At 72.8% G+C, this 18,899-nt stretch carries 20 protein-coding genes; 7 read left to right on the forward strand and 13 right to left on the reverse strand.

Annotated elements, in window-relative coordinates; genetic code table 11:
• Positions 1–142: 142 nt before the first annotated feature.
• On the forward strand, positions 143–1,057 hold the full coding sequence (locus AC24FB_RS08930; protein ID WP_425715284.1) for a response regulator transcription factor: 915 nt from the start codon (positions 143–145) through the stop codon (positions 1,055–1,057).
• Between the two features lie 21 nt (positions 1,058–1,078).
• On the opposite strand, the gene AC24FB_RS08935 is transcribed toward AC24FB_RS08930, so the two are convergent.
• The 9 genes from AC24FB_RS08935 to aroD all read right to left on the reverse strand — a co-directional run bounded on the left by AC24FB_RS08935 (position 1,079) and on the right by aroD (position 10,257).
• Positions 1,079–1,453 carry a hypothetical protein gene (locus tag AC24FB_RS08935; protein WP_425715285.1) on the reverse strand — a complete coding sequence of 125 codons (375 nt, stop codon included), beginning with the start codon at positions 1,451–1,453 and terminating at the stop codon, positions 1,079–1,081.
• Positions 1,450–2,238: a signal peptidase I gene (locus AC24FB_RS08940; protein ID WP_425715286.1), complete on the reverse strand. Its 789-nt coding sequence runs from the start codon at positions 2,236–2,238 to the stop codon at positions 1,450–1,452. The genes AC24FB_RS08935 and AC24FB_RS08940 overlap by 4 nt, the downstream gene beginning before the upstream one ends.
• A gap of 64 nt (positions 2,239–2,302) precedes the next feature.
• Positions 2,303–3,250 carry a hypothetical protein gene (locus AC24FB_RS08945; protein WP_425715288.1) on the reverse strand — a complete coding sequence of 316 codons (948 nt, stop codon included), beginning with the start codon at positions 3,248–3,250 and terminating at the stop codon, positions 2,303–2,305.
• 47 nt (positions 3,251–3,297) lie between these two features.
• Positions 3,298–3,879, reverse strand: coding sequence for an alternate-type signal peptide domain-containing protein (locus AC24FB_RS08950; protein WP_425715289.1), 582 nt, complete (start codon positions 3,877–3,879; stop codon positions 3,298–3,300).
• A gap of 47 nt (positions 3,880–3,926) precedes the next feature.
• Positions 3,927–4,514, reverse strand: coding sequence for an alternate-type signal peptide domain-containing protein (locus tag AC24FB_RS08955; protein ID WP_425715290.1), 588 nt, complete (start codon positions 4,512–4,514; stop codon positions 3,927–3,929).
• Between the two features lie 272 nt (positions 4,515–4,786).
• Complete coding sequence (locus AC24FB_RS08960; protein ID WP_425715292.1) at positions 4,787–6,001, reverse strand: GGDEF domain-containing protein; 1,215 nt, start codon at positions 5,999–6,001, stop codon at positions 4,787–4,789.
• Positions 5,998–7,788: a sensor histidine kinase gene (locus AC24FB_RS08965; RefSeq protein WP_425715293.1), complete on the reverse strand. Its 1,791-nt coding sequence runs from the start codon at positions 7,786–7,788 to the stop codon at positions 5,998–6,000. The genes AC24FB_RS08960 and AC24FB_RS08965 overlap by 4 nt, the downstream gene beginning before the upstream one ends.
• Positions 7,789–7,901: 113 nt before the next feature.
• Positions 7,902–9,239, reverse strand: a complete 1,338-nt coding sequence (locus AC24FB_RS08970; protein WP_425715294.1) for a mechanosensitive ion channel — start codon at positions 9,237–9,239, stop codon at positions 7,902–7,904.
• A 211-nt stretch (positions 9,240–9,450) separates the two neighbouring features.
• Positions 9,451–10,257, reverse strand: a complete 807-nt coding sequence (aroD, locus tag AC24FB_RS08975; protein WP_425715295.1) for a type I 3-dehydroquinate dehydratase — start codon at positions 10,255–10,257, stop codon at positions 9,451–9,453.
• A gap of 171 nt (positions 10,258–10,428) precedes the next feature.
• On the opposite strand from aroD, the gene AC24FB_RS08980 reads away from it, so the two are divergent.
• Both AC24FB_RS08980 and AC24FB_RS08985 read left to right on the forward strand, forming a co-directional pair.
• Positions 10,429–10,995, forward strand: coding sequence for a type 1 glutamine amidotransferase domain-containing protein (locus AC24FB_RS08980; RefSeq protein WP_425715296.1), 567 nt, complete (start codon positions 10,429–10,431; stop codon positions 10,993–10,995).
• Positions 10,996–11,158: 163 nt separating this feature from the next.
• The gene (locus tag AC24FB_RS08985; RefSeq protein WP_425715298.1) at positions 11,159–11,743 is read left to right on the forward strand and encodes a hypothetical protein; all 585 of its coding nucleotides are present in this window, start codon (positions 11,159–11,161) and stop codon (positions 11,741–11,743) included.
• 6 nt (positions 11,744–11,749) lie between these two features.
• Here the strand turns inward: AC24FB_RS08985 and AC24FB_RS08990 are convergent, their stop codons facing one another.
• From AC24FB_RS08990 to AC24FB_RS09005, 4 genes are all read right to left on the reverse strand, one after another.
• Positions 11,750–13,030, reverse strand: coding sequence for a CoA transferase (locus AC24FB_RS08990; protein WP_425715299.1), 1,281 nt, complete (start codon positions 13,028–13,030; stop codon positions 11,750–11,752).
• Between the two features lie 53 nt (positions 13,031–13,083).
• Complete coding sequence (locus AC24FB_RS08995; RefSeq protein ID WP_425715300.1) at positions 13,084–13,734, reverse strand: 4a-hydroxytetrahydrobiopterin dehydratase; 651 nt, start codon at positions 13,732–13,734, stop codon at positions 13,084–13,086.
• Positions 13,735–13,855: 121 nt separating this feature from the next.
• Positions 13,856–14,062, reverse strand: a complete 207-nt coding sequence (locus AC24FB_RS09000) for a hypothetical protein (RefSeq protein ID WP_425715301.1) — start codon at positions 14,060–14,062, stop codon at positions 13,856–13,858.
• Positions 14,063–14,235: 173 nt separating this feature from the next.
• Positions 14,236–14,820 (reverse strand): TetR family transcriptional regulator, encoded by a 585-nt coding sequence (locus tag AC24FB_RS09005; protein WP_425715302.1) that lies wholly within the window; start codon positions 14,818–14,820, stop codon positions 14,236–14,238.
• A gap of 46 nt (positions 14,821–14,866) precedes the next feature.
• Between AC24FB_RS09005 and AC24FB_RS09010 the strand changes: the two genes are divergently transcribed.
• The 4 genes from AC24FB_RS09010 to istB are packed head-to-tail and all read left to right on the forward strand — an operon-like array spanning position 14,867 to position 18,877.
• Positions 14,867–15,787: an SDR family oxidoreductase gene (locus AC24FB_RS09010; RefSeq protein WP_425715303.1), complete on the forward strand. Its 921-nt coding sequence runs from the start codon at positions 14,867–14,869 to the stop codon at positions 15,785–15,787.
• 57 nt (positions 15,788–15,844) lie between these two features.
• Positions 15,845–16,417 (forward strand): NADPH-dependent FMN reductase, encoded by a 573-nt coding sequence (locus AC24FB_RS09015; protein ID WP_425715305.1) that lies wholly within the window; start codon positions 15,845–15,847, stop codon positions 16,415–16,417.
• Positions 16,407–18,041: an IS21 family transposase gene (istA, locus tag AC24FB_RS09020; protein WP_425715306.1), complete on the forward strand. Its 1,635-nt coding sequence runs from the start codon at positions 16,407–16,409 to the stop codon at positions 18,039–18,041. Before AC24FB_RS09015 ends, istA begins: the two co-directional genes overlap by 11 nt.
• Positions 18,038–18,877 carry an IS21-like element helper ATPase IstB gene (gene istB, locus AC24FB_RS09025; protein ID WP_425715307.1) on the forward strand — a complete coding sequence of 280 codons (840 nt, stop codon included), beginning with the start codon at positions 18,038–18,040 and terminating at the stop codon, positions 18,875–18,877. Before istA ends, istB begins: the two co-directional genes overlap by 4 nt.
• The last annotated feature ends 22 nt before the right edge of the window (positions 18,878–18,899 follow it).

Genomic DNA, 18,899 nt, shown 5'->3' on the forward strand with positions numbered 1-18,899 from the left:
TGAATTGTGGGGGGAGTTGCGAGAGTACTACGCGAGGCTGGTGTTTCCGTGGGATTCGCGCGCGACGAAAGGCACGTCGACACACGTTCCGAGCACCGGTCGGGGGTGTCGCTGCAGGTCGTCGGTTTGATAACTTTGTGACGTGATCTCTGAGGTCAGGACCGCCGTCGTCGTCGAGGACGACGCCGACATCAGGTTCCTGCTCGAGACGACCCTGCGTCAGGCCGGTTTCGAGGTGCACACCGCGCCCACCGGGCTCGAGGGGGTCGACGCCGTCCGGGCGCACGACCCGCTGGTGACGACCCTCGACATCTCCCTGCCGGACATCGACGGCTTCGAGGTCGCCCGCCGGATCTGGACCTTCTCCTCGACCTACGTCCTCATGCTCACGGGTCGGTCCGACGAGATCGACACCCTGCTCGGCCTCGAGGCCGGCGCCGACGACTACGTGACCAAGCCGTTCCGGCCGCGCGAGGTGCGCGCCCGCATCGAGGCGATGCTGCGGCGTCCGCGCACCGTGGCCGGCTCGGCGGACTCGCCGCCCGTCGCGGCCTCCGCACCGGTGGCCGCCTCGGCGCCGGCCGCACCCGCGGCGTCCGTCCCCCCGACACCCCCGGCGATGCCTCCCGCGCTCGCGACGGTGGCGAGCTCGGCGCCGGTCGCCGGGGTGGTGCAGGTCGCGTGGTCTCCCGATGCGCCGGCCGCAGCACTCCCGGACCCCGACGACGACGGCGTGCTGCGGCACGGGGGCCTGCTCGTCGACGTCGACGCCCGGCTCACCTCGCTCGATGACGCTCCCGTCCACCTCACGCGCAGCGAGTTCGACATCCTCGTGGCGATGGTGGGCGCGGGCCGCCGGGTCGTCGAGAAGGACACCCTCGTGCGCGCCGCCTGGGGCGACGCCGACGACCACGCCCGGGACGTCACCGACCCCGACCGCCGCGCCGTCGAGGTGCACATCGCCAACCTGCGCCGCAAGCTCGGCGACGGCGCGGCCGCCCCGAGGTTCATCGAGACCGTGCGCGGTGTCGGCTACCGGATGGTGCCCGCGCGGTAGGGCCCGGTGCGGCGCCCGGTCTCAGCTGGAGCAGGCGGGCAGGCGGGAGAGCTCGCCGGCCGAGCGGCGCGCCACGTGCTCGAGCCGCTGGAGGGCCTCGGCGCCGTCGCGCTTCTCGCCGTCGGGCAGGGTGATCTCGCCGGGGGCGAGGTCCGCGAGCCGGACCGAGCGCGCGGACGCGGCGAGGGCCTCCGCACCGAGCATCGAGGCGGAGCAGGCGAGACTGAGCACGGCGACGCCCAGCTCCTCCGCGTCCGGCGCGCGGCGGATCCGCAGGAGCCGAGCCTCGAGCAGGTCGAGGAAGCGGTCGACCATGTCGCACGCCGCGTCCGTGCCGACGTCGGAGGCGAGGCGGTGCAGCGCGGCGACGTCGACGACCTGCTCGTCCGTCGTCATCGGCCGGCGTGGGCGTAGGACCGGTGGTGGACCGCGTCCTCGCTGTCGGGGGACAGTGCGGAGATCGCGGGGGCGTCCGGCGAGAGGAGCGGCAGGACGGCGGGGTACTCGTCGTCGGAGGGGACCGTGGTCGCCGCGTCCGCGTCGTCTGTCGGGACGACGCCGGCGCTCGCCTCCGCGTCCCGGCTCGCCTCCGCGGGGGCTGCTGCGCCGAGGACGGGGCTCGACGTCGACGGTTCCGTGCTCGCGTCAGCCGCCGCGTCCTCCTCGGGACGACGGCGGACGGCGCCGACGATCTGGACGGCGGCGTAGGTGAGGAGCACGCCCGCGGCGAGGATCGCGCCGGTGGCCTTCTGACCGCCGTCGAGGAAGGAGGCCACGTAGCCGGCGTAAGGCACGTGGTAGCCGACCTCGCCGCGGATCTGGGTGGCGGTGACGTCCCACTCGTCGGCCGTGTTGTTGGCGTCGCCCTGGGTGACGAAGCTGACGCCGTCGGCGCTGACGCGGCGCTCGACGATCCGGTGCGTGACGAGGGTGGGGTCGTTCGGGTACGGCATGACCGTGATGACGTCGCCGACCTGGAGCTCGCTCGCCTCCTCCTCGCCCTGGACGCGCTCGATGACCACCTGGCTGCCGGTGGGGATCGTCGGCTCCATCGAACCGGTGAGGATCGTCAGCGGCACCCAGCCCATGAGCCGGGGGACGATGACGAGGGCGCCGAGCACGGCGATGATCGCGACGAGCGCGAGGCCGGCGACGATGCGGCCGAGTCGGCGGACGGTCATGGTGGGCTCCTGGTTCTGACGGCGCGGCGTGGGTGGTGTCGAGGGGGACGGGGCGGTGCGCTGCTCAGGAGCAGGTCATGGTCCCGCCGCGTTGGGTCGAGGTGTCGAGGCCGATGGCGTTGCTCGCGACCCGTGTGCCGTCGGTGAGCACGGCGACAATGCGGATGCTGCCGGTGCTGTTCACGCGGAGGCGCTGCGGAAGGTCGTTCCACTTGATCTGGTACGACTGCGCGGACGCTGCGATGCCGTCGAAGATCGTCGTCCAGTCGGAGGCCGCCACGCGGTGCTCCACCCGCCAGCCCTGCACGGACGCGGACCCCGAGGCTCCGGTCAGGGCCCAGCGGAGATCGACGAACTTCTCGTTCGACAGGGGGCCGCAGCGGAACGAGTCGACCTCCGGAAGGGCGGGCAGCGGGGCGGGCAGCTGCTGCGCGGTGGTCCAGCTCTGGCCGGCCGTCCACGTGCCGGTGCCGGACTGGGCGGCGGTGATCGTCGTCGTGACGGAGAGGGCGACGCCCGCGTAGCTCGCCCGCAGGGCGTCGCCGGGGACGAGCGTGACGCAGAGCGTGCGCGTACCGCTGAGGGCGGAGCCGCCGGAGACCGTGAAGCTCGTTCCGGTGCCTGTGGGCGTCGCCGTGAAGAGCGGCGTGCCGGTGGTGGAGCAGGCGGCCCCCGCCGCCGGGACGCGGTACTCGAGGCGTGAGCCGGCCAGCTGGGCGACGGTGAGCGGGACGCCCGCGGCCGCGACCGTCACGGCGGTCGGTGACCAGGTGCTCGCGACCGTCCCGCCGGGCGTGACGACGGCGGAGCCGGTGACGGCGCCGGAGACGGCGAGGGAGAGGGAGCCGGTGGTGCCGGAGGCGCCGGCGACGTCGACGGAGTCGCTCCAGGCCGCCGTGGTGGAGCCCGAGGGCTGGAGGACGAGCACGGCCGCCACGGCGAGGAGCGCCGCGACCAGCGCACGCACCAGGTGGGTGCGGGGGCGTGGGCGCGTGGCGGTCGCGGCGCTCATCGGTTCTCCTTCGGGCAGGTTCTGGGTGGTTCGGGCAGGGCGGGAGTTCAGGACTGCTGGACGAGGGTCCAGCGCAGTCCGCCGGGGGCCACTGACTGGTTCTGCAGTCGCGTGCCCCACCAGTTCGACCGGTCGGCGGCGCGGGGCCGGCCGTCGGTGGTGGCGGGGATCGTCCAGGCGACGGTCGCGGTCGCCGTGGCGCCGTCGTCGGAGCCCGTGACGGCGAAGGAGTGGGTGCCCGCGGACGGGAGCGAGCTGCTCGTGCCGACGTGGGCGCCGGCGGAGAGGTCGACACCACCGACGACGAGCGTGGCGGCCGAGGCGTCGAGCGCGAGGCGCGCGTCGAGGGCGTCGCCGGCCGTGCGGACGCGGACGGTCGACGTGAGGGTGATCGTGTCCCCGGGCTGCACCGCGGTCGTTGCGAGCGGCGTGGGGGTGGGGCTGCCCGGCCGCGTGACGAGGACGGACGAGGAGACGGCCTCGACCTCGAGCCGGCCCGACGAGATCGTCGATCCCGCGCTCGTCACCGAGTCGGACCAGGAGGCGGCGGTGCCGCCGGATCCCGAGAGGAGGACGACGGCGAGTGCCGCTGCGAGTGCCGCGCGGCCGAGCCGGGGGGTGCTGCTCATCGTCGTCCTCCTCTCGGGGGTTCAGGGGGGTTGATCGGTCGGGTGCGTCAGCCGGCCATCGGGGTCTGCGCGACGGTCACCTCGAGGGCGCCGATGTTGACGTGCTGGCCCTGGGCGACCTGCTCGACGGCGTCGAAGGGGATCGTGATCTCGATACCGACCGTCTGCTCGCCGTCGTTCGTCGGGACGATCGCGGACGGACCCTCGGTCTCGGACATCGGCGCGTAGGTCTCGCCGTCGAGGGTGACCGAGAGCGAGGCGGCGTCGCGGAGGGCCGCGACGAGCTCGGGGCCACCGGTGTGGCTCGGGATGTTCGTGCTGACGGTCGCCTCGAGGCCGTCGCCCTCGGCGTCGATCGTCATCGACTCGGTGTAGGTGAGCTCCTCGCCCGGGACGATGACGTATTCGGCCGGGTTGATCTCGACGCCCGCACGGTTCGTCCACGTGCCGTTGTTGTTCGAGCTGATGTCGAGGACGCCGGAGGTGATCGTCGCCGCGTTGTCGGCCGCGGCGGAGGCGCGCCACTCGGCGAACGAGGCCCCGCCACCGGCGAGGATGGCGACGGCGGCGACGCCGGCGGCGACACCCTTCCAGGTCTTCGAGGTGAGGGTGGCGGAAGCGGTCGAGCGCGACATGATGGGCCTTTCGGGAGGGGGCCGGCCCGGCCTGTCCGGGCTGCTGGGAGGAGATTCCCCCGCGCGCCTCAGCGCCCGCCCTCGGTCACCGTTCGTTCACCTCAGGTTCGCCTCAGGACTTGCTCAGGGTTCACCCCCGGTCGTGGTGCGCCTCAAGATTCGTCAGCGCAGACCGTTCCGGGGTCCGGGTATCACTCCCGACGACGGCGAACGACGGCTCGCGACACCAGGGCTGCCGTCGTCGCCGGCCCCGCGTCGTCGGGCCCGCGCGGTCAGTCGCGTGGTGCGCCGATGCTGCGGCCCACGGAGGCCAGGCTCAACTCGCCGTCGTCGACGGAGGCGACGTGCACCTGGTTGCCGCCCCCGGACCGGGAGCTCGCGGCGGCGTCGCGGCTGACCTGGGCGAGGTCGTCGAGGTCGTAGCCCGCCGTGTCGTCGCAGGCCACGCCCGCGCTGATGCGCAGCCGGAGGTGCCCGCCGTCGACGTCGAGGGAGTCCTTCGCCAGCTCCCGGCGGACCTGCTCCGCCCACGTGCGCGCCTCGGCAGGGCCGCGGCGTGGCAGGAGGACGTCGAACCCGGAGCGGTGTCGCTCGCGGCCGATGAGCGACATCGGCGGGGCCAGGCGCCGGACGACCTCGCCCAGTGTGATGACCGCGTGCTCGGCGATCCCCGCGTCGAAGGCGGTCCGCAGGCGGGCGTGGTCGTCGAGGTCGAGGGTGACCATCGACACCGGCCGGTGGGCCTCGCGATCCTCGTCGATCGCCGTGATCGCGCGGGGGCGGAAGCTGACCACCGTGCGCGCGCCGGTCGCCGGGTCGTAGGAGGACCGCTCGACCTCGACGCGCCGGCGGTCCTCCCCGCGCATGCTCACCATGGCGAAGGCGGCGCAGATGACGAGGACCATGATGACGAGCGACGTGACGGACGTGCCGGCCCAGCGCTCGAACACCCCGGACCTCGGACCGGCGCCGAGGAGCAGGACGAGGCGGAAGGCGTAGAACGCCGCGACCGCGAGGAGCAGCACCGCGAGCAGGCGCACGACGGGGGAACGGCCGCGCCACGCCGCGGCCAGTGTGGCGCCGCCGGCGAGGGCGCCGGCGGCGGTCACCGCGAGCATCGCCCAGGCCCCGCCCCACGGCCCGGCGTCCGGACCCGCCACCAGCGTGATGACGAGGACGGACGCGCCGGCCACGCCCGAGACCCACAGCAGGTGGGGTCGCCCGCGCCACGCGCGCAGGCCGTTCCACATGAGCGGGGTCGTCATCGCGGTGGCGGCGTTGCCGAGAGCGTTGGCCCACCACATGGCGGGCGAGGCGGCGGCCACGACGTAGGTGATCGCGCCCGTGATGGCCGCCGCGAGTGCGCCGCCCCAGAGCTGGTCGACGGTGTCCTCCCCCCGGCCGCGGGCGTCGACGACGAACAGGACCGTCACCGTGGCGATGACGAGGCCGGTGACTGCCTGGAGGGTGAAGGTGTCGAGGGTCATGACGCACCCGCCGCGGGCAGCGAGACCTCGACGGTGGTGCCCTCGCCGAGCCGGCTCTCGAGCGTGATCGTGCCGCCGAGGGCCTCGACGAGCCCCTTGGTGATGTGCAGGCCGAGCCCCGTGCCCTGCACGGGGCCGCTGCGCACGGACGGCGCCCGGTAGAACCGGCTGAACAGCCGGATCCGGTCGCCCGCCGAGATGCCGATGCCGGTGTCCACCACCTCGAGATGGACCTGGTCCGGGGTCCGCCAGGTCGAGATCCGCACGCGGTCGCCGGGGCGGGAGTACTTGATGGCGTTCGAGACGAGGTTGTCGACGATCTGGGTGAGGCGGGTCTCGTTCGCCTCGACCTCGCACCGCTCGTCGGCGTCGACCTCGACCGAGATCCGCCCGTCGGCCGCCCGCGGTGCCTGGCTCTCGGCGACGTCCGCGACGATCGCGGAGAGGTCGACCAGGCCGGTGGGCGCCGGGGTGGCCCCGGCGCTCTCGCGGGCGGCGACGAGCAGGTTGGAGATGAGCAGCTCGAGCCGCTCGGAGTTACGCACGGCCACGTCGAGCTGGGTGCGGACGTCGTCGGGCAGGTCGGGGTCCTCGAGCGCGAGGTCGAGGTAGCCGAGGATCGAGGTGAGCGGCGTGCGCAGCTCGTGGGTGACCGAGGAGACGAAGTCGTCGCGCTGCGCGAGGGCCTCCATCTCCTTGGTGAGGTCCTGGTAGACGAGGACCGACCCGGCGGCGGCGCCGCTCTCGTCCGTCAGCCGGGTGGCCGAGACGCGCTGCGCCGAGCGGGGCTCCTGGGCGCCCCACCAGATGATCTCGCGGACGACGCGCTCACCGCGGTCGACCCGCACGCTCGGGAGCTCGTCCGCGCCGAGCTCGGTGACGCCGTCCGCGCCGCGGACGAGGCCGTCGTGCCGCGCCAGGACCTCGGGGTCGTCGACGAGCTCGCCGACCCCGGGCACGGGGGCGTCCTGCTCGACCAGCGTGCGGTTGCGCAGGGTCACCCGACCCTCGGCGTCGAGGACGACCACGCCGACGTCGACGGTGTTGAGGACCGCCTCGAGGAGCCGGCGCTGGCTGCGCGAGTCGGCGAGGGCCTCCTCGACCACCTGGCTCTGGCTGGAGACGAGCTCGAGGCGGGCGGTGGAGCGCCGCTCGGAGCCCGCGACGACGATCGCGGTCGACGCGAGGACCGCCGGGATGATGACGAGCCGCTGGAGCGTGATCGGGTCGACCCTCAGTGCCTTCGACGAGGAGACGAGGTCGACGATCTCCGGGGACCACGCGGCCGCGACTCCCAGCGCGATCGCCGGCGCCACGCCCGTGCGGGGGAACGTGCGCGCGAGAACCATGACCGGCAGCACGAGCATCGAGGACACGACGAGCGACTCGGACAGGAGGAGCGCGACCGCGAGGATGTCGAGGACCGGGACGACGGCCGGCGCCCAGGTGGGCAGTCGGTGCCACGGCATCGCCGCGGCCGTCGTCGTGGCCGCGAGGACGAGGAGGAACGCCCCGAACGTCCGGTCCTGCGTGAGGATCTCGGGGTCCGTCGCCACATGGACGAACCCGACGACGACGGCGACGGCCACGAACGGCAGCTGGCGGACGAGCGGTGAGGAGCGCAGCCGCGGCGAGGTGTCCGTGCCCGCGTCTGCGTCCGCGGTCCACGGGGTCGGTGCCGCGCCTGGCTCGGGCTCCGGGCCGACGTCGCTCCCGGTGGGCGCCGCGAGGCCGGCCGTCACGCCCGGTCGCCGGTCGCCGTCGTCGGGGGCGGTGACCGTCGGCATGAGGCGAGCCTAGGCGCCGGACGCGCGGTTCGCCGCGGGTTCGGGCGAGCGTTCGCGCACGTGGGGCGCGCGACCGGACCACGGCCGCGCGCCCCACGTCAGGGGGTGTCCTATCAGGCGCCGGGGTGCCCCTCCGGGGCGGCCGGGCCCGCCGACGCGGTGCCCGGCGCGGCGGATCCGGCACCGGCCGCGGGCGTCCCGGCGTCGATCTTCCGCTCCGCCTTGCTCAGCGTGCGGGCGGCGGCGTCGCGGCCCCCGAGGCCGAAGGCCAGCGCGGCGGCGAGAGCCCCGCCGACGACGACGGCGCCGAATGCGAGGTTGACGATCGACTCGGCGATGCCCATGTAGCTCAGGCCCATCGCGGCGAACAGCGCGACGGTCGCCCAGTAGACGATCTGGGCCGGGGTGCCGGTGCCGATCGCGCGGCGCAGGAGCGTGGCGACGAGGACGCCGACCGCGACGAACGCGGCACCGAAGAGGATCCGGCCGCCGACGGCGATGATCTCCTCGAGGAACCCGGTGATCTCCGGGAAGCCGAGCATGCGGGTCGCCATGATCGCGAAGAACACGACGATGACCACCTTGACCACCGTGGCGAGGATGCTCGAGGCCCGGCGGCCCTCGGGGACGATGCCCTGCTCGACGGCGATGCGGTCGATGCTCAGCCCGGCGAGCGTGGACTCGAGGAGCTGGGCGACGAACTTGGCGATGACCCAGCCGAGGATGAGCAGCACGGCGGCGGCGAGGATGTTCGGGATCGCGTCGAGGACCGTCTGCAGCATCGAGGTGGCGGGGTCCGAGATCGCCGAGATGCCGAGGATCTGCAGGGCCGAGATCGACACGACGACGAGCACGACGGCGAACGCCAGGTTGGCCAGGACGTTGGTCAGGCTGGTCTGCTGGCCGCCCTGCTGCGGGGCCTGCTGCGGCGCGTGCTGCTGACCGGGCTGCTGCGGCGCGGCGCCGTGGGCGCCCTGCGCGCCGGCAGGAGCACCCGCGGGCGCCGGGTTGCCGGTGGAGTTGCCGCTCAGCTTCGCGACGCGCTGGTCGAGGCCGGCCGAGTAGAGGGCGGTGCCGACGAGCTGGCGGACGATGCGGGCGAGCACCAGCCCGATGAAGAACACCGCTCCCGCACCGATGAGGTTGGGCAGGTAGGACAGGATCGTGTCGAGCATCGACTGGATCGGCGCGAGGACCTGCTCGAGGCGGAAGACCTGCAGGATCGCGATGAGGCCGAACATCCACACGAGCAACGAGGCGATCTGCCCGAGCGAGCTGCCGACGCTCTGTCCGTCACGACCGGCGCGCTGGAGCGCGGGGATCCGTCCGACGAGCTTCTCGAAACCGGCCTTGACCAGCCGGGCGATGATCCACGTGACCAGGAGGATGACGAGGGCGACGAGCACCTTCTCGAGCAGTCCCACCCAGTCGTAGTTCCGGAGTTCGTCCATGTCTCTGCGCTCTCTCTCGATCGATGCATAACGGACGCATGACAACCTAACGACCTGGGCCACACAAGGGAAGACCGGCGGTTGACCGTTCGATGAACCGGTCATGGCGAGGCGATGGCGGCGCTGCGCGTGCTTCGCGCGCCCCGAGGAGGCGGCTGACGGGGTGCCCGGCCGGCGAGTGCCCGGCCTGCCGGGCATTCGTCCGTTGGTGTCAGCCCGTGGCGGCGAGGGCGTCGATCGTCGCGCGCACGGAGTGCAGCGGGAGCTGGCCGGGGGCCGACGACGCGGCGAGGCTCGCGAAGGTGGCCGCCGAGCCGAACCGGCCGCCGACCAGGCGCGTGGGGGCACCGAGCGTGCCCATCGCCATCGTGATGAGGGGGACGCGCGCGACGGCGGCGCGCTCCGCGGTGGCGGTGAGCAGCGCGAGGACGTCCGCGGTGGTGCGCGGCGTGACGGCGATCTTCGCGACGTCGGCGCCCGCGTCCTCCATGGCGGCGAGCCGGTCGACGATCTCGCGGTGCGCCGGGGTGCGGTCGAAGTCGTGGTGCGAGAGGACGACGGCCGGGCGTGCGGGCGCCTCCCGCGCGACAGCCAGCGCGTCGGCCGCGGCGGGGTGGTCCGCCTCGACGTCGACGAGATCGACGCCGTCCACCGCGGCGACGGCGCCCACGAGCCGGACATACGCGTCCGGCGACGCCTCCCCGGCGCCGCCCTCCGACGTCGTGCGCCACGTGACCATGAGCGGCGCGCCCGCGCACGCGGCGACCACGGCCGGCAACGCGGCGAGGACCGAGTCGAGGGTGCGCCCGTCGAGCTCGGCGCGCGCGGGGTCGGTGCCCCCGTCCGTCACCGCGTACGCGAGATCGATGCGCCACTCGACGACGTCCGCCCCGGCCTCGACGGCCTCGGACGCCCGTTCCGCCGCGTCGCCCGCGGTGACGACCGGGACGACGACGAGCGGCCGGTCCGCGGTGAGCGTGACGCCGCGCAGGGCGAGTGCGGCGGTGGGCTCGGGCATGCGGGGAGCCTACGACGGGCGACGACCTCGCGCGGTGCGTCGTCGTCGTTCGCCCCGGGCTGATCCGGGCGGCGACACGCCCGCCCCGGGATGCGGAGGGGCCCGGTACTCGGTTGCATGGAGGTGACCGCGGCCCCGAGCGGGCCGGACCGATCAGACGGGAGGCCGATCATGGCTCCGAGCATCTCCGGCAAGAAGGTCGCGTTCATCGCGACGAACGGCGTCGAGCAGTCCGAGCTGGCCGAGCCCTGGGCGGCGATCGAGAAGGCGGGTGGCGAGCCCACGCTCATCTCGCTCGAGTCCGGCACGATCACGGCGCTGCGGCACGACTGGGACCGGGGCGACGACTTCACGGTCGACCTCGAGATCCTCGCCGCGAACCCGGACGACTTCCAGGCCCTCGTGCTGCCGGGCGGCACGCTCAACGCCGACGCCCTGCGTGGGAACTCGGACGTGCGGACGTTCGTCCGGGCGTTCTTCGACCAGCACAAGCCGGTGTCCGCGATCTGCCACGCGCCGTGGATCCTCATCGACGCGGGCGTCGTCGAGGGGCGTCGCCTCACGTCCGTGCCGACCGTCTCGACGGATCTGAAGAACGCGGGCGCGCAGTGGGTCGACGAGGAGGTCGTCGTCGACGCCGGTCTGATGACCTCGCGCACCCCGGCCGACCTCGCCGCGTTCTGCGCGAAGACGGTCGAGGAGATCGCCGAGGGGAAGCACAGCGACCAGACCGCCTGACGCGGTCGGCAACCGCCTGGCACGGCCGGCGCGGGCGGCGGCGTCCCCATGACGGCGACGCTGCCCGCCGCCGGTCGGCGTGACGTGCACACAGTGTCCGGCAGCGCGCAGGGTGCCTCCGCGCGCTGCAGCTCCTACGGCGCGGGCCTGCGAGGATCGGGGTGTGGACACAGTTGGGGGACCGGGCGCCGAGGAGAGTGACGCTGCGCGAGCGCGTCGTCGTCGGACGGGTCGTCGGCGCGGGTTCGGGCTGATCGCGCTCGGGATCGTGTGGCTCGTGCTCGGGACGCTGGCCGTGTTCGCCGTGGCGATCATCGGCGGCACGCGGGGGGCTCCGCCCGATCTCGTGGCGAGCGAGCCTCAACCCGTCGAGGGCGGGAGTCACCGACTCTCCGGCGACAGCCCCTACGTGCTCGTGTCGTCGGCTCCGATCGACGCGGAGCCCGCGTGCTCGATCACCGGGCCAGACGGCGAGGAGGTCGAGTACGAGGTCGCCGCGAACTGGGAGCACTCCGAGCGACCAGCGATCGCCCGGTTCTACGCGGACGAGACCGGCGACCACGCACTCGGCTGCACCGCGGGCGGGTCGGAGCTCGAGGTCGCCGTCGCCGACGACGGCGCCTGGGAGTGGGACCGCGAGGGCGAGGCGCACGAGCGGCGGATGGTGATCGCGGTGGTCGTCGTCGCCCTCATCGGGACCGCCGTGCTGGTGACCGGGACGTCCCAGATCGTGCGGAACCGCGCCTGACCGAGGTCAGCCCGCCGCCCACGCGAGCGGGTCGCCGCCGTAGGGACGCGGCGGCCACCGGTGGGGGAGGCGCTCGCCGCCGACCGCGAACGGCGGCGGCACGTGGAGCAGCCGGCCGTGCGGCGAGTCGACCTCGACCAGTTCGGGCGCGTCGTCGTCGGGGGTGCCGCCGGGACCGGGCATGGCGAGGAGCTCGGTGGCGGCGTCGACGAGGGCGTGGTGCGCGGACCCGGCGCCCACCTCCTCCCGGGCGGCGAGCAGCCGCATCGCCGAGGTCGCGAGGCGGATGCCCGTAACGTAGTCGAGGGCCTGCACGGGCAGCGCCCCCGGCCGGCCGGCCGTCGACCTCCCGTCGCCCGCCCGCCCGTCGGCATCCTCCGCGTCGCCCGCCCGGTAGACGTCCGCGATGCCCGAGGCCGCCTGCACGAGGCTGTCGAACCCGCGGCGCCCCGCCCACGGGCCGACCGTCCCCCACGCGCTGAGCGAGACGACGGTGAGGTGCGGGTGGCGCGCCCGGACGCCCGGCCCCTCGAGGGCGAACCGCGTGAGCGCACCGGGCCGGTACCCGGTGAGCAGGACGTCGGCACTCTTGAGCAGGTCGTGCACCCGGTCGAGCTCGGCCGGATCGGTGAGGTCGGACTCGGCGGTTCGGAGGCCGAAACCGGTGTCGAGGTGCTGGTCCGGCAGCTCGGGCAGGTCCGGCGGGTCGACCCGCAGCACGTCGGCCCCGAGGCTCGCGAGGAGGCGCGCCGCGCTCGGGCCCGCGAGCACCCGGGTGAGGGTCAGGACGCGCAGGCCGGCCAGGGGCAGGTCGCCGTCGTCGAGCGGGGGCAGGCGTGTGGCGGAGCCGACGCCGGGGCCGCGGTCGGGGCGGTGCCCGGGCGTCCCACGTGTGGCCGCGGCATCCGTGCCGGAGAAGTTCGCGGCGGTGCGCACGGCGACGGTGAGTCCCCCCGCGGCGGTCACGCGCTCCTCGGCCTCGAGCGCCGGCAGGTCGGCGAGCGCGCGGGCGGCGTCGTCCGGTCCCGCGACCTCGGGCAGCGCGAGTGCCGTGCGCAGGGCCGCGGAGTGGTGCGGGTAGTTGGCGTGGGTGCGGACCCAGCCGTCGGCGGCCGAGAAGAACGCCGAGAGCGGGCCGAACCCGATCCGCCGGCGACCGTCGACGCGCAGGTGGTTGGCGGTGGCGATGGCGTCCCACGCCCATCCGGGCCGGGTCGTGACGACCGCGGCGGAGCCCCGCGCGCGGGCGAGCGCGGTGGCGGCGTCCGCGCAGTCGGTCGCTGCCACCTCGGCGAACCCCTCGACGTCGAGGGGTCCGCACCAGGGCCGGCCGCGCATCGTCAGCGATCGAGCACGGTGCAGAAGCAGGCGCGGTTTCCTTCCGCGTCCTCGACCACGACGAACGCGCGGCCGCGCCCCATGTCCTCCACGCGACGGCCGCCGGCGGCGACGGCGGCCTCGACGCGGGCGTCGAGCTCGTCCGCGGGCACCTGGACGTCGAGGTGGAAGCGCTGGCGCGGGGTGTCGTGCGGCTCGGTGCGCTGGAACCACAGGGTCGGTGCGCGCCCCGACGGGTCGACGATCTCGTCGCCGTCGACGTTGTCCGGCGAGCCCGTGAGGACCGAGGACCAGAACGCGTCGATCGCGCCCTGGTCCGCGGTGTCGAGGGCAAGCTCGACCACCGCGACGCCCGACGGCGCCGCCGGGATGCCGTCGGCCGAGGCGATCGTGCTGATCCGGCGGGCGAGGTCGATGTCCTTCGGCGTGATCCCGCCGGAGTCGTGGCTCGTCAGGCTGACGGTCACGGACGGGTAGGTGAGGGTGACGTCGGGGTGGTGGCCGGCCGCCTCCGCGACCTCGCCGATCGCGGCGACGAACGAGAGCCCGCGGGCGAAGTCACCCGTCTCGAACCGGGAGTGCAGCTTGTTCACGAGGTGACGCCAGTCCGTGAGGGCGGCGTCCTGGACCTGATCCGCTGTCAGATTCTCCATGCCTCCAGCGTGGCACCGGTCACCGACATCGGCATCCCGACCGCCGGAGCGCGCGGAGGCCGGGCGCGGCTCGCGCCCGGCCTCCGGTGGTCCGTCGTCGGACGGCCCGGTCCTGCCGTCCTCAGTGCTCGTGGACGACGACGCCGCGGATGTTCTGACCCGCGTACATGTCGTCGTAGGCCGTGTTGATGTCCTCGAGCTTGTACTGACGCGTGGCGAGCTCGTCGAGGTGGAGCTTGCCGTCCTTGTAGAGCTCGATGAGCTTGGGGATCGCCACGCGCGGCGACCAGCTGCCGTACAGCGAGCCCTGGATCCGCTTCTGCAGCATCGAGAACTGGAACAGGTTGATGCCGTCGATCGTCTGAGAATGCGGGTTGATCTGGGAGTCACTTACGGGTGTGGTCGGGAGTCGGTCGCGCCGGCCACCGCAGTGTGCGGACGAACTCAGGAGTCACGAGGTGAGATCGGCGGTAGGGCAGGTCTTGGTGTCACTTGGCGTGCTCAGGCTGCTAGGTACGGGTCGAGGATCTGGTGGAGGTGGCGCCTGACCTGTCCGGCAGGCTCGCTCTCGCCGGTCATGCCCCAGGTGAGGAGGGCGCCGTTGTACGCGGCGTGGACCAGGCGTGGGAGGTCGTCGTCGAGCGGTCCGGAGAGGAGCTCACCGGATGCCTGGCCTGCGGCGAGGACGTCGCTGATCGCGGCTTCGACGGCAAGGGCGTAGGTCCTGGTGAGGTCTCGGAAGTCGGGGTCGCCGAGGTCGAGGAGCAAGAAGGCCAGGTGGTTGGCGAACTCGGAGGACGTGCGGACACCGGCAGCGAGTTCGGCGAACGTGTTCACCATGGCGGCCACGGGAGCTGAGGCTGAGGCGGACTGCCGCAGATCCCGGGGCAGTGTCTGAGCGGCCTGTTGCGCCAGGGCGAGGAGCAGTCCCCGTTTGGAGCCGAACCGTTGCAGCAGGGTGGCCGGTGACAGTCCGACCTGGCGTCCGATCTCGGCGAGGGTGATGGCACCGGGCCCGACTGCGGCCACGGCGTCCGCGGCGGCCGCCAGCACGTCTTCGTCGGCCATAGTGCGGGGTCTGGTCATGAGCGGCACTCTAGCATTAGTAAATGAATGATGGTTTACTAACAATATGAACACACCGCTTCCCAACGTCTGCTCCGTCGACCCAGCGCCACAGTCCACCTCTGCTGGCGTCTTGTCCGACTGTGTGGCGCTGGTAGCCGGCGGCACTCGGGGCGCGGGCCGCGGCATCGCGGTCGAGTTGGGGGCGTTGGGGGCCACGGTCTACGTGACCGGACGCAGCACCCGGGGGGCGGGTTCGGACATGAACCGGCCCGAGACCATCGAGGAGACCGCGGAACTGGTGGCCGCCGCCGGTGGCCACGGAGTCGCGGTCGTCTGCGACCACACTGACCCAAACCAGGTGGCCGCCGTTGTGTCGCAGATCCGGGCCGCGCACGGCCGCGTGGACGTTCTGATCAACGACGTGTGGGGTGGTGACCCGCTGACGCAGTGGGACACACCGTTCTGGGAGCTGGACCTGACCAAGGTCAGAACCCTGTGGGAGCGGGCCGTTCTGACCCATCTGATCACCAGCCAGCAGACGGTGCCGCTGATGCTGCCCCGCCGGGCAGGGCTGATCGTGGAGATCACCGATGGCGCCGGTCCGCAGTACCGCGGCAACCTGGCCTACGACCTGGCCAAGACCGCGGTGAACCGGCTCGCTCTCGCCCAAAGCGAGGAGTTGCGGCCTCACGGGATCACCTGCCTCGCCGTCACTCCCGGATTCCTGCGGTCGGAGGCGATGCTGGACGGCTTCGGGGTGGCCGAGAGCAACTGGACTGATGCCGCCGCCCAAGACCCCCACTTCCTGGCCTCAGAGACCCCTCGGTTCCTTGGCCGGGTCGTCGCCGCGCTGGCCGCCGATCCGCAGGTGGCGAACCGGACCGGGCAGGTGCTGACCTCTTGGGACCTGGCCGAGGAGTACGGCATCGACGACGTCGATGGTCGACGCCCCCACTGGGGCCGCCACATTGCCGAAGCGCTCTAGGCGCTCACGGGACCTTCCACTCGCCCACACCACCCAGCACACCAGAGGAGCTCTTTCGTGTTGCGCATTGCCATCATTGTTGGAACGACCCGGCCGGGCCGACGGGGAGACATCGTGGCCCGTTGGGTCCACGCTCACGCCTCGGGGCGCGGGGACGCCTCCTACGAGCTCGTCGACCTCGCCGACCATCGGCTGCCGGTCTTGGACGAGCCGGTCGCCGCCGCCATGTCCGAGGAGTACGTCCACGCCCATACCCGTCGGTGGGCCGCCACCATCGCCTCCTACGACGGGTTCGTCTTCGTCACCCCCGAGTACAACCACTCGACCACCGCGGCGTTGAAGAACGCCTTGGACTACCTGTATCGGGAGTGGCATGACAAGGCCTGCGGCTTCGTCAGCTACGGCATCAACGGCGGCGTCCGGGCCGTGGAGCACCTCCGCCAGATCGTCGGCGAGCTGCACCTTGCCGATGTCCGTGACCAGGTCGCGCTGTCGGCCTTTGACGACTTCGACGGCTCCCGCCTCGACCCTCCGCAGCACCACCTCGACACCTTGCATCGCATGCTCGATCAGCTCACCGCCTGGGCCGACGCGCTGCGAAAAGCGCGGACGGCCGCCGATGCCGCCTAACCGGGCACCGTCTCCGACGGAGGTGTTCGCCGCCATCCGGCGAGACCTCCGGGCCGGACTGTCCTCCCGCGAGATCCAGCGCACCCGCCACGTGACCTGGCGGACGGTGAAGGCGGCCTCGCAGTCGGCGTGGCCGCCACCCCGGGCGGAGTATCCGCAGCGGGCCTCGAAGTTGGATCCGTTCAAGCCGCTCATCGAGGAGATGCTGGTGGCCGATCTAGACGCGCCACGGAAACAGCGCCACACCGCCACCCGGATCTTCGACCGGCTCGTCGACGAGCACCAGATGAGCGGGGTCTCCTACGACACGCTGCGTGCCTACGTCGCGAAGAGGCGACCCGAAGTCCGCGCCGAGCAGGATCGCGGCGCCTCCGAGGTGTTCGTGCCGCAGACCCATCTGCCCGGCCGGGAAGCCGAAGTCGACTTCGGTGAGATCAGCGTCCGGCTCCGCGGGGACCTGGTCAGCTGCCACTTGTTTGCGCTGCGGATGTCCTACTCGGGCAAGGCGGTTCACCGCGCCTCGGCCACCGGCGGCCAGGAAGCGTTCTTCGAAGGCCATCAACACGCTTTCCGGACCCTCGGCGGAGTACCGGCCGGCAAGATCCGCTACGACAACCTCAAGGCCGCCGTCGCGCAGGTGATCGGCTTCACCCGCCAGCGGGTCGAGACCGACCGGTGGATCGCGTTCCGGTCCCACTTCGACCTCGACGCCTTCTACTGCCAGCCCGGCATCGAGGGAGCCCACGAGAAGGGCGGCGTGGAGGGCGACATCGGCAGGTTCCGCCGCAACCACCTGGTTCCCGTGCCCGAGGTCGACTCCATCGCCGAGCTCAACGACCTGATCGACGGCTACGACACCGCCGACGACGCCCGGCGGATCGGGCACCGGCTGCACACCGTCGGCGAGGCCTTCGCCGCCGAACAGACCCTGCTGAAACCGCTGCCTGTCGAACCGTTCGAGACCGGGCTGTGGCTCACCCCGCGGGTCGACCGCTACGCCCAGGTCACCGTCCGCTCGAACCGGTACTCGGTGCCGTCCCGGCTGATCGGCCGACCGGTGCGGGTGCTGCTAAACGCCTCCGACCTCACCATCTACGACGGCCGCACTCCCACCGCCGATCATCAACGACTGCTCGGTAAAGGCGGCAGCCGACTTGAGCTGGACCACTACCTCGAGGCCCTGATCCGCAAGCCGGGCGCGCTGCCCGGGGCGACCGCGTTGGAGCAGGCCCGCGCCGCCGGCACCTTCACTCCCGCCCACGACGCCTGGTGGGCGGCGGCCCGCAAGGCCCACGGCGACACCGCCGGCACCCGCGCGCTGATCGAGGTGCTGCTGCTGCACCGCCACCTGCACGCCGACCAAATCAGCGCCGGCATCCGAGCCGCCCTGCAGGCCGGTGCGTTCACCGCCGACGCCGTCGCCCTGGAAGCCCGCAAACGAGCCGACACTGACCTGCAGTCTCCGGTCAGGGCGCCGGACGCCCATGCCGCCCCCGCGGTCGGGCAGCAATCAATCCGCTCCCTCACCGAGAAGCGGCTGAGCCACCTCCCGCCGGACACCAGGCCGCTGCCGGACGTGACCTCCTACGACCAGCTGCTCACCCGCCCGAAGGGAACCCCATGACTGCACCTGTTGCCACCCCCGCACGGCGAGGCTTGACCGAGCAGGCCGCCGACACCGCCATCGACCAGGCCTGCCGCATGCTGAGGCTGCCGACCATCCGCACCCACTTCAGCGAAACCGCCGACACCGCCGCCCGCCAGCAGCAGTCCTACCGCGCCTTCCTCGCCGAGCTGCTGCTCGCCGAATGCGACGACCGAGCCCGCCGACGATCCGAGCGCCGCATCCGCGCCGCCGCATTCCCCCGGGAGAAGTCGTTGCGCGCCTTCGACTACGACGCGAACCCCCACATCGACCCGGCAGTGATCAACACCCTCGCCGCCTGCGACTGGGTCCGCCGCGGCCAGCCGCTCTGCCTCATCGGCGACTCCGGCACCGGCAAGAGCCACCTCCTGATCGCTCTCGGCACCGAAGCCGCCATGGCCGGCTACCGGGTCAAGTACGTCCTGGCCACCAAACTCGTCAACGAGCTCGTCGAAGCCGCCGACGATATGGCCCTGACCAAGACCATTGCCCGCTACGGCCGCGTCGACCTGCTCTGCATTGACGAGCTCGGCTACATGGCCCTCGACAAACGGGGCGCCGAACTGCTGTTCCAGGTTCTCACCGAACGGGAGGAGAAGGCGTCGGTGGCGATCGCGTCCAACGAGGCCTTCAGCGGCTGGACCAAGACCTTTACCGACCCGCGGCTGTGCGCCGCGATCGTCGACCGGCTCACCTTCGGCGGCAACATCATCGAAACCGGCACCGACTCCTACCGCCTCGCTCACACCCTCAGCCAACAGCGAACGGCACCCGATCAGTCTTCGAAGGCCGCCCCCAGCGCACTCCCGACCTGAACGCGCAGAACCCGAATCGCCT

The sequence above is a fragment of the Georgenia sp. Z1344 genome (genome assembly GCF_057652375.1).